Origin of the sequence: Streptomyces sulfonofaciens (assembly GCF_014656295.1) — a bacterium.
Classification (GTDB): Bacteria; Actinomycetota; Actinomycetes; order Streptomycetales; family Streptomycetaceae; genus Streptomyces; species Streptomyces sulfonofaciens.
In genome coordinates, this window is record NZ_BNCD01000008.1 from 166,740 (window position 1) to 179,384 (window position 12,645).

At 73.1% G+C, this 12,645-nt stretch carries 11 protein-coding genes; 2 read left to right on the forward strand and 9 right to left on the reverse strand.

The annotated features are described in order from the left end of the window. Positions 1-48: 48 nt before the first annotated feature. The 4 genes from IE313_RS15495 to IE313_RS15510 form a co-directional block, all read right to left on the reverse strand. A complete protein-coding gene (locus IE313_RS15495) occupies positions 49-963 on the reverse strand; it encodes an ATP-binding cassette domain-containing protein (RefSeq protein ID WP_373316995.1) in 915 nt (304 codons plus the stop codon). Further along, on the reverse strand, positions 960-2,033 hold the full coding sequence (locus IE313_RS15500; protein WP_189932410.1) for an ABC transporter permease: 1,074 nt from the start codon (positions 2,031-2,033) through the stop codon (positions 960-962). Before IE313_RS15500 ends, IE313_RS15495 begins: the two co-directional genes overlap by 4 nt. After that, entirely contained in the window at positions 2,030-3,034 is a 1,005-nt protein-coding gene (locus tag IE313_RS15505; protein WP_189932412.1) for a sugar ABC transporter substrate-binding protein, read from the reverse strand. The genes IE313_RS15500 and IE313_RS15505 overlap by 4 nt, the downstream gene beginning before the upstream one ends. Positions 3,035-3,380: 346 nt before the next feature. Next, positions 3,381-4,130: a GntR family transcriptional regulator gene (locus IE313_RS15510; RefSeq protein ID WP_229924680.1), complete on the reverse strand. Its 750-nt coding sequence runs from the start codon at positions 4,128-4,130 to the stop codon at positions 3,381-3,383. 115 nt (positions 4,131-4,245) lie between these two features. Between IE313_RS15510 and IE313_RS15515 the strand changes: the two genes are divergently transcribed. After that, on the forward strand, positions 4,246-5,250 hold the full coding sequence (locus tag IE313_RS15515; protein ID WP_189932415.1) for a Gfo/Idh/MocA family protein: 1,005 nt from the start codon (positions 4,246-4,248) through the stop codon (positions 5,248-5,250). A gap of 1,007 nt (positions 5,251-6,257) precedes the next feature. Here IE313_RS15515 and IE313_RS15520 read toward each other — a convergent pair. The 4 genes from IE313_RS15520 to allB form a co-directional block, all read right to left on the reverse strand. Next, entirely contained in the window at positions 6,258-6,677 is a 420-nt protein-coding gene (locus IE313_RS15520) for a guanyl-specific ribonuclease (protein ID WP_189932417.1), read from the reverse strand. 178 nt (positions 6,678-6,855) lie between these two features. Further along, entirely contained in the window at positions 6,856-7,680 is an 825-nt protein-coding gene (locus IE313_RS15525; RefSeq protein ID WP_189932419.1) for an AIM24 family protein, read from the reverse strand. A 233-nt stretch (positions 7,681-7,913) separates the two neighbouring features. Next, entirely contained in the window at positions 7,914-9,107 is a 1,194-nt protein-coding gene (gene alc, locus IE313_RS15530) for an allantoicase (RefSeq protein WP_189932421.1), read from the reverse strand. Positions 9,108-9,111: 4 nt separating this feature from the next. Then, complete coding sequence (allB, locus tag IE313_RS15535; RefSeq protein ID WP_229924681.1) at positions 9,112-10,590, reverse strand: allantoinase AllB; 1,479 nt, start codon at positions 10,588-10,590, stop codon at positions 9,112-9,114. Positions 10,591-11,233: 643 nt separating this feature from the next. Here allB and IE313_RS15540 point away from each other — a divergent pair. Continuing rightward, entirely contained in the window at positions 11,234-12,034 is an 801-nt protein-coding gene (locus tag IE313_RS15540; RefSeq protein WP_189932425.1) for an IclR family transcriptional regulator, read from the forward strand. Positions 12,035-12,263: 229 nt separating this feature from the next. Here the strand turns inward: IE313_RS15540 and IE313_RS15545 are convergent, their stop codons facing one another. After that, a complete protein-coding gene (locus tag IE313_RS15545) occupies positions 12,264-12,533 on the reverse strand; it encodes a DUF5955 family protein (RefSeq protein WP_373316996.1) in 270 nt (89 codons plus the stop codon). Positions 12,534-12,645 lie beyond the last annotated feature (112 nt).

Genomic DNA, 12,645 nt, shown 5'->3' on the forward strand with positions numbered 1-12,645 from the left:
GCATGCGGGCGGTGCCGCCCCGGCCGCCACGGCCCCGGACGCGGCGCGCTACGCGCTCTTCGTGGCCCGCCCGCCGAGGTGGGCCGGGGCGGGAGCGCGCTCCAGCTCGTGGCGGAGGTCGTCCAGCTCGCTGCCGCCCGCCATCTGTCGGGTGAGCTCGTCCAGGGTGATCTCGTCGCGGGTGTGGCTGCCGGCCATCACGCCCCGCTTCAGCAGGACGAAGCGGTCGCCGACGAGATAGGCGTGGTGCGGGTTGTGCGTGATCAGCACCACACCGAGGCCGGCGTCCCTGGCGGCCGCCACGTACTTCAGGACCACGCCGGACTGCTTGACGCCGAGTGCCGCGGTGGGCTCGTCGAGGACGAGGACCTTGGCGCCGAAGTAGACCGCGCGGGCGATGGCGACGCACTGCCGCTCGCCGCCCGAGAGGGTGCCGATGGGCTGGTCGACGTCGCGCAGGTCGATGCCCATGCGGCGCAGCTCGGCATGGGTGGTGGCGCGCATGAACGGCACGTCGAGGCGCCGGAAGGGGCCCTTGCCCCTGGTGGGCTCGGAACCGAGGAAGAAGTTGCGCCAGACGGGCATCAGGGGGACGACGGCGAGGTCCTGGTAGACCGTGGCGATACCGCGGTCCAGGGCCTCGCGCGGCGACCCGAGCGTGGTCTCCTCGCCCTCGATGCGGAAGCTGCCCGCGTCGTGCCTGTGCAGGCCGGCGATGATCTTGATGAGGGTGGACTTGCCCGCGCCGTTGTCGCCGAGGACGCAACTGATCTCGCCGGCGTGCACCTCCAGGGTGACGCCTTCGAGCGCGCGGACGTTGCCGTAGTGCTTGCTGACGCCGTCGAGCCGGACGAGCGGACCGCCCTGCGCGTCCACCGCCCCTGCCGCATCCACCGCCCCTGCCGCGTCCGCCGGCGTGTCCTCGCCGCCGCCGTCCGTCACACCGTCGCCTTTGGTCGTCATGCCGTCGCCTCCGCGCGCTTGCGGACCCAGGCGTTGAGCAGGGTCGCAAGGAGCAGCATCGCTCCCAGGAAGAACTTGAACCAGTCCGGGTCCCACTCGGCGAAGACGATCCCCTTGCTGGTCATGCCGAAGATCAGGGCGCCGATCGCCGAGCCCACCGCGGAACCGTAGCCGCCGGTGATCAGGCAGCCGCCGATCACCGCGGCGATGATGTAGATCAGTTCGTTGCCGACGCCCTCGCCGGACTGCACGGCGTCGTACGAGAAGAGCAGGTGCTGCCCGACGATCCAGGCGCCGAGGGCGACACCCATGTAGAGCCCGATCTTGGTCCTGGCCACCGGGACGCCGACCGCGCGGGCCGCGTCCCTGCTGCCGCCCGCGGCGAAGATCCAGTTGCCCGCGCGGGTGCGCAGCAGGATCCAGGTGGCGACCACCACGAGGGCCAGCCACCACAGGATGGTGATCCGGAAGCCGACCCCGCCCAGGGTGAACCGGGAGGCGAAGAGGGCCCGTGCCGAGTCGAAGCCGTCCATGTCCGCGATGGACTTGGTGGAGACCGTGCCGTCGATCAACTGGGTGAAGCCGAGGTTCATGCCGGTGAGCATCAGATAGGTGCCGAGCGTGATGATGAAGCTCGGCAGCCTGGTGCGGGTCAGCATGAACCCGTTGAACGCGCCGATCGCGAGGGTCACCAGGAGCGAGACGCCGACGCCGACCCAGACGTTCGCGGTCATCTGGTAGCTGAACATCGAGGAGATGAGCGCGGAGGAGGTCACCAGCACGCCCGCGGACAGGTCGAACTCGCCGCCGATCATCAGCAGCGCGACCGGCACCGCCATGATCCCGATGGTGGAGGAGGCGTAGAGGACCGTGCTGAGGCTGGACCCGCGCACGAAGGAGTCCGCCGCGAAGGCGAAGAACACGAAGACGGCGATCGCGCCGACCACCGAACCGAGCTCGGGCCTGCCGAGCAGCTTGCGCAGCGGCGACCTGCCGAGCAGGCGCTCGTCGGTCCCGTCGGCACCGTCCGCGCCGGGCGCGGGGGCGGGCGCCGGGGCGGTGGCGGTCATCGGGTCCCCCGCTTGGCGTAGTCGGCGAGCGCTCCCGCGCTGTCCTTGGTGACGATCTGCGGTCCGGTCAGGACGGGACGGCCGCCGCCGAGCTCGTCGGCGTTGTACTTGTACAGCCACAGCAGGTCCACGGCCTCGTAGCCCTGGAGGTAGGGCTGCTGGTCGACGGCGAAGCCGAGGCTGCCGTCCTGGAGCCCGGCGGCGACCTTGGCGTTCAGGTCGAAGGTGTCGATCTCGGCCTTGCTGCCGGCCTCCTGCGCGGCCTTCACCGCGGTGTCGGCGAACGGCGCGCCGAGCGTGACGACGCTGTCGATGGACTTGTCGGCCTGGAGCTTGGCCTCCACGGACGCCTGCACGTCCGGCATGTCGGTGCCGTCCACGTACAGGTTCTGCATGCTGCCCTTGAAGTGGTCCTTGGCGCCCGCGCAGCGCTGCTCCAGGCCGACGTTGCCCTGTTCGTGCACCACGCACAGGGCCTTCTTGCGGCCCCGCTTGTTCAGCTCGTCACCGACGGCCTGGCCCGCGATGGTCTCGTCCTGCCCGATGTGGGTGAGCGCGCCGAACCGCTTGGACACCTCGGCGCCGGAGTTCACGGTGATCACCGGTATGCCGGCCTGCTCGGCGCGGGCCACGGCGGCCTTCATGGCGTCCGGCTTGGCCAGGGTGACGATCAGGCCGTCGACCTTCTTGTCGACGGCCGCGTCGACGAGTTGCGCCTGCTGCTGGGCCTGGTCGTCGTGGGAGTAGAGGAAGTTGATGTTGTCCTTGACGGCGGCCTGCTTTGCACCGCTCTGGACGATGTCCCAGAAGGTGTCGCCGTCCCCGGAGTGCGTGACCATCGCGAAGGTCCACCGGGGTGTGTTGACCGCGGCCTTCCCGCCGGCCGCGGCGGCGTTGCGGGCGTCCTCGGCGCGCTTGCCGCCGTGGCTGCTGCACCCCGCCAGGGAGAGGCCGAGCGCTGTCGCCAGCGCGATGCTTACCCAGCTTCGAAACCGTGCCACGAGGCCGCGCCCTTCTACGTCCGTCTGCCGTGCCGATACGGGTCGGCCGCCCAGTATCCGGTACGGCTGTCCGCTACCCGTGCACCGGGTACCGCATCCGGGGCCGGGACCTGGCCGAGCGGGGCGCTCGGTGACGCCGGCCGCCGCCGGTGGCGGCTGGAGGTGTTGTAGCCGCGCACCGGCCGCAGCGTCAATGGTTTTGTCAGAACATTCTGACGACAGTGGGGGCCGACAGGCGGGGGCCGCGTGGGCTCGCCGGCCGCCGGTCGCCACCCGCGGCGGCGCCTGACTCCGGGCACGCACCGGACTCCGCAGCCGCACCGGTTACCGGCGCCCGTACGAGGCCCTACGGCCGCACCAGGAGCTGGAACTCGAAGGAGTAGCGGGAGGCACGGTAGGTGTGGGCGCCGAACTCGACCGGGCGGCCGGTGTCGTCGAAGGTGGTGCGCTGCATGGTGAGCAGCGGCGCGCCGGGCGGCTCCGCCAGGCGCTCGGCCTCCCCGGCGGTGGCGGCGCGGGCGCCCACGGACTGCCGGGCGCTGTGCAGGGTGATGCCGGCGGCGCGCATCAGCCGGTACAGGCCGGTGGCCTCCAGTTGGTCGTCGGCCGGGGCGAGCAGGCCGGCCGGGAGGTGGTTGCAGAGGTAGGCCATGGGCTCACCGTGTGCCATCCGCAGCCGCTCCACGCGCAGTACCTCGCTGCCCTCCGCCAGACCCAGCGCGGCAGCGGCCTCGGCGGGTGCCGGCACCAGCGTGTTGGCGAGCACCCGGGTGGTGGGGCGCTGGCCCGCCGCCTCCAGGTCGTCGTAGAGGCTGCTGAGCTCCAGTGGGCGTTTGATCTGGCTGTGCACCACCTGGGTGCCGACGCCGCGGCGGCGCACCAGCAGGCCCTTGTCGACCAGTGTCTGGATGGCCTGGCGGACGGTCGGGCGGGACAGGCCGAGGCGGCCCGCCAGCTCGATCTCGTTGCCGAGGAGTGTGCCGGGGGTCAGGGCGCCGCGCTCGATCGCGGCCTCCAGTTGCTGGGAAAGCTGGAAGTAGAGCGGGACCGGGCTGCTCCGGTCGACGCTCAACTGAAGCGGGACGGTCGGATCCACTCCTGGTTTGGGCACGGGGCGAGCGTAGTCGCAGGAGATGATGACGGGAAGTTGTGAAGTCACATTGTCCGGACAAACCATTGACAGGGCAGGGGCCCGGGGTCACTTTGGAGCCATGCGCATCGGACTCATCGGAACGGGCCGTATCGGCTCATTTCACTCGGCCGCCCTGCACGGGAACCCGGCCGTCGACTCCCTCGTCGTCACCGACGCCGACCCCGCGCGGGCCGCCGACCTGGCGGAGCGCCTGGGGGCGACCCCGGCATCCGGCGTGGACGAGCTCTTCGAGCGGGACGTGGACGCGGTGGTGATCACCACGGCCACCTCGGCGCACGCCGAGCTGATCGGCCGGGCAGCGCGCGCCGGACTGCCGGTCTTCTGCGAGAAGCCCATCGCCCTGGACCTGTCCGGCACCCTGGCTGCGCTGCGCGAGGTGGAGCGGGCGGGTACGGTGCTCCAGCTCGGCTTCCAGCGCCGCTTCGACGCGGGGTACACGGCGGCGCGCGAGGCGGTGCGCGAGGGCCGGCTCGGGCGGCTGCACACGGTGCGGGCCATGACCTCGGACCCGGCGCCGCCGCCCGCCGCGTACCTGCCGCTGTCCGGCGGGCTGTACCGGGACTGCCTGGTGCACGACTTCGACGTGCTGCGGTGGGTGACGGGCCGTGAGGTGACCGAGGTGTACGCCACCGGCTCGGATGCGGGGCCGGCGATGTTCGCCGAGGTGGGCGACGTGGACACGGCGGCCGCGGTGCTCACCCTCGACGACGGCACGCTCGCCACCGCCACGGCGACGCGCTGCAACGGCGCGGGGTACGACGTGCGGATGGAGTTGGCCGGGGAGCACGACCAGATCGCCGTGGGCCTGGACGACCGCACCCCGATCACCTCCACGGAACCCGCGGCACCACCCGCCGCGGGGAAGCCCTGGAGCGGCTTCCTGGAGCGGTTCGCGCCCGCGTACGAGGCCGAACTCGCCGCGTTCGTCGACGTGGTCCGGGGCGAGCGCGCCAACCCGTGCGACGGCCGCGAGGCCCTGCACGCGCTGCGGATCGCGGAGGCGTGCGAGCTGTCCCGGCACGAGCGCCGGCCGGTCGCCCTGGCGGAGATCCGCGAAAGCTGAACGCACCGGGAGCGCCGGTCCGCAGGCGCTCCCCCGCCGACATCGGGAAGCCGCCCGCACTCCCCCGCCGACCGGCGAGGCACCGTCCGCGCTCCCCCGCCGCCGGGTGCGGGACCGGCGGACCGCTGCCGGAGCGGGGGACCGCGCCGGGTCGCTCCTCCGCACCCGTACGCCGCTGGACGGCCGGTGACCGGGCCGCACGGCACGACCGCGTCGCAGGGGACGGCGCGGCCGCGTCACCGGGCGCCAGGGGCACGCCTTCACGTACCGGGGCGCGCCGCCGTAACCGTGCGGGCCCCCGCCGATGCGGCGAGGGCGGAAGACGGCCGAAAGCGGGTGCGGTCGAAAGCGGGTGCGGTCGAAAACATCGTCGTTCGTCCACGACGGGAGCCGGTGCACCGGGACGCGGTGCACGACGGTACCCAGTTCACCGCGGGAGCCGGTTCACCGTGGGAGCCGGTTCACCGTGGGAGCCGGTTCACCGCGGGAGGCGGCGCCGCCTTTCGGCGAACGCGGCCCTTCGGCGGCCCCCGGCCTCCGGCGGACCCGGCCTTCCGGCGGCCCCGGCCTTCCGCCGAACGCGCTCTCGCCCCGCGGCCGGTGCGTGTGGGGGGTCCGCGGGGCGAGGTCCTGTTGCACGGAGCAGCTTGAGTAGGCCACGGTCGAGCGCACCCGTGCCGGGTGCCGCTGCCGTGGCGCGCACGGCCGCCGGCCGACCCGGCGCTGCGGCCGCCGGCCGGCTGGGCCCGTCCGGTGGGGCGGCTGGGCCTCGTGCGCCGGCCGGGCTTCCTCGACGGCCCCGAGACCGAGCGACCGCCGCGTCGACCGTGCCGGTCGTGTCGCGTCAGGCGCCGTCAGGCCGCCGAGGGGAGCCGCGGGGCCCGGGTCCGGGCCCGGAGCTCCGGGCCGGGGCCCGGGACCGGACGCCGCGCCAATCGCGGGCGGGCCGGCTCCCGGATCCCTGCCGGGGCGTCAGGTGGGATACCGGTGCCCGGCGGGCGGATGGCTCAGCAGTCGAAGTCGACCAGGTCGAACGACTCGTAGTGGTCGGAGGTGTAGTAGTCCTCTTCGGTCTGCTGGCCGGTGATGATGCGGCGTGCGCCGCGGTCCGGGGAGCCGGGGGTCTCGACGGTGTACTCGTGGTAGTAGCCGCTGGACTGCTGAGGGAGCAGGCCCTCGCGGTTCTGGAAGACGCCGTCGTCCTCCGGGTAGGGGTAGGGGCCGCCCTGGTCGATCAGATCCAGCGTGTCGTGTGCCTCGGCGGGCAGGTCGGAGTAGCAGATGTCGCCGACGGCCGTGATCTGCTGGGTGATTGCGGGGGCGGCCGCGTGCGGGGCCGGGGCCGCGCTCGCGGCGGCGACGGGGCCGCCGAGGAACAGGGCGGCGGCAACGGCAGAGATGCTGAGGATGCGTGTGGGGGTTCGCATGCCCCCTAGCATGACGCGCGTAGACCGTGTCGTGTCAATGTCAAAGACGGTGAGTTTGCTGAACGTTCACGAATCACGGGCCCGTTGACGGTGCCGCGGCCGGGCGTGCGAACGGCGATCGGGCCGACGCCTGGGTACGGCTCCTGCACGGCGCCGGGCAGGCGCCGCGCACGTACCCTCACCCGGCGTGGGTCGAGAACATGCCTCCGGTGGGGCCCTGTTTGTCGCCGCCCTGGGCCTTCTTGAGGGCGTTGGCCAGCCCTTCGATGGTGAGGGACTGGAGGATGACGCGGCCCTGGCCCTCGAGGGTGGCCAGGGAGAGGCCCTCTCCGCCGAAGACGGCGTTCATGATGCCCTGGCGGTTGAGGCCGCCGACGCGCTGGATGCCGTACTGGATGCCCTCCTCGAACGCCACCACGCAGCCGGTGTCGACCTCGATGCGGCCGCCGAAGTCGGCGGGGTCGAGGTCGATGAAGTTGCCCGCGCCGCAGATGATGACGGTGCCGTGGCCGGTGAACTTCTCCAGGATGAAGCCCTCGCCGCCGCTCATGCCGGTCCTGCCGCCCTGGAAGGCGATGCCGAACTCGACGCTGGACTCGGCGGCCACGAAGGCGTCCTTCTCGGCGAACCAGGCACGCGAACCGGTGAGTTCGAGGGCGCGCATCTCACCGGGCAGGACGCCGGCGAAGCCGACGGTGCCCTCGCCCCCCTGCGAGGTGAAGTACTGGAACGCCAGGGACTCACCGGCCAGGTAGCGCTGGCCGACCTGCATGGCGGTGCCCATGGCCTGCCGGAGCATGCCGCCCATACCGCCGCCGCCCTGCTGGCCCTGGCCCTGGCGCTGGCCGCCGCCGGACGACGGACCCGCCAGCCGGGTCTCCATCGTCACATTGGACGTCTTGAACAGGAACTTGCCCGCCTCGCAGTAGACGGTCTGGCCGGGCTGGAGGTTGACGACCGCCATCTGCATGGCATTGCCGACTATCTCTTGCTGCAGGGTCACGGCGGTCTCCTTGACGCGCACGATCGGGCCGGTGCGGAACGCGGGTGCTCCCGCTTCCGTGCCGGGTGGGGCCGGCCGGTTCCGAGGGGTCAACGAAGGAAGCGGCCCGTTCGGTTCCGGTCAGGCGCCCACGGTATCCGCCCGGGCTCCCCGCTCGGACGGCGGACGCCCCCGCCCCGGCGCGGGCCGCGGCGGAAGCCGGGCCCGCCGGGGACGTGGCGTACCGGCCGGGCTCAGCCCGCGAGCTCCGCACGGCGCTCCGCGAGCCGCCGTGCGCCCCGCGCGGTGAGGGAGCCGTGCAGCCGCAGCCGGGAGATGCCCCCGTCCGGATGGATGTCGATCCTCGCGTGGGTGCCCGCGACGGGGGCGGGGAGCACGAAGCGGTGGTTGGTGTCGGGCTGGAGGCGGGTGCGGGGCAGTGCCTCGGTCCAGCGCCCGGTGGGACCGTCCGCACCGGGGTCGCCACCGGGTCCCGCGGGGCCACCGGGCCCTGTGGGTCCGGTGGGCTCGGGTCCGTCCCCGGCGTCCATGACCGACACCGAGGCCCAGCCCGCGGCGTTCCCCTTGAGGCAGGCGGTGTCGATCTCGATGGCGCGGATCTCGGCGTGCGCGGCGAGCCGGTAGCGGATCCAGTCGTGGCCCCGGTCGCGGCGCCTGCGGGTCTCCCAGCCGTCGTCCATCCGCCGGGAACGGCCGGGCCTGATGGTGTTGGCGGCCGGCGAGTAGAAGAGGTCGGAGGCGCCGACGACCCGGCCGCCGTGCTCCAGCGCCACCACGTCGAAGGTGCCGAGCAACGTCAGCCAGTCCACGTCGGGCACCACCTCGCCGTGCACGCGCAGCCGTGCGATCCCGCCGTCCGGATGCTGGTTGACCCGAAGATGGGTGAAGCGCCGCGGGTCGGCGACGGCGAAGCCGTTGGCGGCGTGGCCGCCGACCTGTGTACGGGGCACCAGCGTGTGCCAGGGCGTCCCGCCGGCCAGCAGGTCCTGCGGGTCGGGCGTGCCGTCGTGGCAGGTGGCCTCGACGGAGACGGCGTGCGGGTGGTTGCCGCGGAAGTGGGCGGTGTCGACGACGATGCCGTGCACCACGCCGCAGGCACCGAGCCTGATCAGCGCCCAGTCGTGGTCCCAGGCCGCAGGCCAGGGCTGCTCGTCGCAGGCGCCGCGCCTGCGGCGGGTCTCCCAGCCGTCCATGATCTTCCCCTTGGGCCCGAAGCGCTCGGGCTCGAAGACGGGGCGGTCCGGCGCCAGCAGGTTCTCGCGCGGTGCGAAGAACTCGTCGTTGGCCGCGATGACACCCGCCCCGAGCTGCCGGTCGGCGAGGTCCGGGTAGCCGGTGAAGGGCAGGTCCGCGGAGCGGTAGTCGGCGTAGGGGTCGCCTCCGGCGTAGGGCGCGGCGGGACCGGTGAAGTGCGGGATGGCCGTCACGTGATCAGCTCGTCCTCTCCAGGAGCCGCCCGGTGGGTGCGGCGAATGCGGGGCCGAACGCGTGCGCGGATGCCTCGGGGCGCGCGAGGTGCGGTGCCGGATCGGGCGCCGCGGGGCGCGCCGTGCGCGCGGGGTTCTGGGTGCGCGCCGTGTGTTCGGGGCTGGGTGCCTGGGCCGCGTGTGCGTAGACGCACCGGCCGCGCAGCCAGGTGGAGGTGACCACGCCGTACAGGGTGCGGCCCGCGTACGCCGTGACCGGGTTGCGGTGCTGGAGCCCGGCCGGGTCGACGGTGAAGGTCCGCTCGGGCTCGAACACCGCGAAGTCGGCGTCGCGGCCCGCCTCGATGGCGCCCTTGCGTCCGAGGCCGGCCAGAGCGGCGGTGCGTGCGGACATCCAGCGGGCGACGTCCTGAAGCGTGTGGCCGCGCCGCCTGGCCTCGCTCCACATGACGGGAAGGCTGAGCTGGAGCGAGGAGATGCCGCCCCAGGCGGTGGCGAAGTCGGCGGTCTTGAGGTCCGCGGTGGACGGGGAGTGGTCCGTGACGACGCAGTCGATGGTGCCGTCGGCGAGCGCGGCCCAGAGCAGGTCCCGGTTGGCGGCCTCCCGGATCGGCGGACAGCACTTGAAGGAGGTCGCGCCGTCCGGGATCTCCTCCGCGCAGAGCGCCAGGTAGTGGGGACAGGTCTCCACCGTGATCCGCACGCCCGCGCGCCGGGCGGCGGCGATCGCCGGCAGGGCGGACGACGACGAGAGGTGGAGCACGTGCACCCGGGCACCGAGCTCGCCCGCGAGGCCGATCAGGTGCTCGATGGCGGCGTCCTCGCTGATGGCGGGCCGCGAGCGCAGGAAGTCCGCGTACCGGGGGCCGCCGGCCCGCGGGGCGCCGGCGAGCCGGCCGGGATCCTCGGCGTGCACGATGAGCAGGCCGCCGAACCCCGCCGTCTCGGCCATCGCCGCGGCGAGCCGGGCCGCGTCGAGCTCGGGGAACTCGTCGACGCCGGACGGCGTCATGAAGCACTTGAACCCGAACACGCCGGCCTCGTGCAGTGCCCGCAGGTCCTCGACGTTGCCCGGCACGGCGCCGCCCCAGAAGCCGACGTCGACGTGCGCGGTGTCCCGGGCGACGGCCTGCTTGGCACGCAGGTGGGCGACGGTCGTGGTGGGGGGCAGGGAGTTGAGCGGCATGTCGACGAGTGTGGTGATGCCGCCCGCGGCCGCGGCGCGGGTCGCCGTGGCGAAGCCTTCCCACGCGGTGCGGCCCGGGTCGTTCACGTGCACGTGGGTGTCGACGAGGCCCGGGAGCAGGACGGCGTCGCCGAGGTCCCTGACCGCGGCGCCCGCGGGCGGCGCGGCGTCGTACGGAAGCACGGCCGCGATGCGCTCCCCCTCGACGGCGACGGCGGCCGGCCGGGTCCCGTGCGGGGTGACCACACGGGTGGAGCGCAGCACCAGGCCGGGCGCGGACGAGCGGGCGCCTGCCACGGCACGGGACGGGACGGCGGCCCCGTCCGCGCCACCCGGCGGCGGGGATCCGGACGGCACGGCGCGCGACGGCACCGCATCCGACGGCAGGGCGTCCGACGGCACGACACCGGACGGCGTGCCTCCGAACGGCGAAGCACCGAAGGACGAGATACCGGAGGCCGAGGCGCCGAAGGACGAGGCACCGAAGGACACGGCGTCGGACGGTTCGGCTGGTGACACGTGTACCTCCCTGTCGCTCGCGCGGCTGCGGTGTACTCCCGGCCCCATCCACAGGATTTCAACGTTCTGTTGAAGAAGTCTTGCCCCACGCCTCATGCCACGTCAAGGCGCACCCGTACCGCCCACGGCACCGCACGGCACCCTCGGGAAGCCGGGCAACCACTCCTGGACTTTTCCGTTACTCGGAATTAGGATTCCGAAGTCGCCCATATCCGTATACCGGCCGCCGCCGCGCGCCAGAGCCCGCCGCGTCCGCGAGCCGCACCCCGCACATGGGCTCTGACCGGCGCGAACGCCCGCCGATCGGCCACCGGGAAGCCCCCCGCCGGGTACGCTGACTGCTTGCCCGTCCATCGACCGACCACCCGCACCCAGAGGCCCCAGGGCCCCTCCGGCTCCTGAGTCTCGAAAGGAACGCGCCGTGCCGCCGTCAAGCGCCAGCACCACCGACGCCGACAAGTCCCCTGCCGCCACCGGCTCCTCCGGTGGCGTCCAGTCGCTCGAGCGCGCCTTCGACCTGCTGGAGCGGATGGCGGACGCGGGCGGCGAGGTCGGCCTGAGCGAGCTCTCCGTGAGCAGCGGGCTGCCGCTGCCCACCATCCACCGGCTGGTACGCACGCTGGTGGCCTGCGGCTACGTCCGCCAGCAGCCCAACAGGCGGTACTCGCTGGGCCCCCGCCTCATCCGCCTCGGCGAGTCCGCGTCCCGACTGCTGGGCACCTGGGCCAGGCCCCATCTCGCACACCTGGTGGAGGAGACGGGCGAGACGGCGAACATGGCCCTGCTGGACGGCGACGAGGTCGTCTACGTGGCACAGGTGCCCTCGAAGCACTCGATGCGGATGTTCACGGAGGTCGGCCGGCGGGTGCTGCCGCACTCGACGGGCGTGGGCAAGGCCCTGCTCGCCCAGTTGACCGCCGAGCAGGTGCGCGCGCTGCTGGCCCGTACCGGCATGCCCGCCGCGACCGAGAAGACCATCACCACCCCGGACGCGTTCCTGGACGCGCTCGAAGAGGTCCGCCGCCTCGGCTACGCGCTCGACGACAACGAGCAGGAGATCGGCGTCCGCTGCCTCGCCGTCTCCGTGCCCGGCTCCCCCACCGCCGCGGCCATCTCCGTCTCGGGACCCGCGGGCCGCGTCACGGAGGCCGCCACGGAGAAGATCGTCCCGGTGCTGCAACAGGTAGCGGCGGAACTCTCGGTGGCCCTGACGACCAGTTAACCGATCGGTTAATCAGCGTTCCCGGTGACGGCCCGGATCTTCGGCAGGCCGGTGCCGGATTCCTACCGGTCCAGACCATGGCCCTTACCGGAGCCATATCCGTCCGAGGAATTACCGGAGAATGTTGGGACGGCTCCAGCAGAAAGCCCGAAGGCTCCCGGGAGAAGTCCGAGGAATATCGTTCGATAACCTCGGCTCCCGGGAGCCTTCGGGCTCGGGGTGAGGGGTCCTACGGGCCCTCGGTCCGCGGCCGCTCGCCGAACAGCTCCACCGCGATCCGCACCTGGGCGAGGCTCGGCGCAAGGGCGCTGACCGACCCTATGGCCCCCGCCACCAGCAGCAGCGACCTGCGCAGCCGCCGGATCTCAGGTTCCCCGCCGAGCGCCATCGCACAGAGCGCGGCGAGCTCGTCCTCGGCGATGCCGCGGTCGGGGAACTCGGCCGGATGCGCGGCGAGTTCGCGGCGCAGCCGGGAGACGGCGGCTCGTAAATTCGCCACCCTGACGTCCTGCTCTCCACTGCCTTCCACGGTTCTGTGCCCCACGCTCTGCAACACAGCCCTCCCCCTTGCACGCCGTTGTGCGCCGCCGTCGCATTCCCCTGTTGTCACG

Coding starts and splice junctions, on each gene's coding strand:
- IE313_RS15495 (WP_373316995.1), bottom strand. CDS start 963: ATGACGACCAAAGGCGACGGTGTGACGGACGGCGGCGGCGAGGACACG.
- IE313_RS15500 (WP_189932410.1), bottom strand. CDS start 2,033: ATGACCGCCACCGCCCCGGCGCCCGCCCCCGCGCCCGGCGCGGACGGT.
- IE313_RS15515 (WP_189932415.1), top strand. CDS start 4,246: ATGCGCATCGGACTCATCGGAACGGGCCGTATCGGCTCATTTCACTCG.
- IE313_RS15520 (WP_189932417.1), bottom strand. CDS start 6,677: ATGCGAACCCCCACACGCATCCTCAGCATCTCTGCCGTTGCCGCCGCC.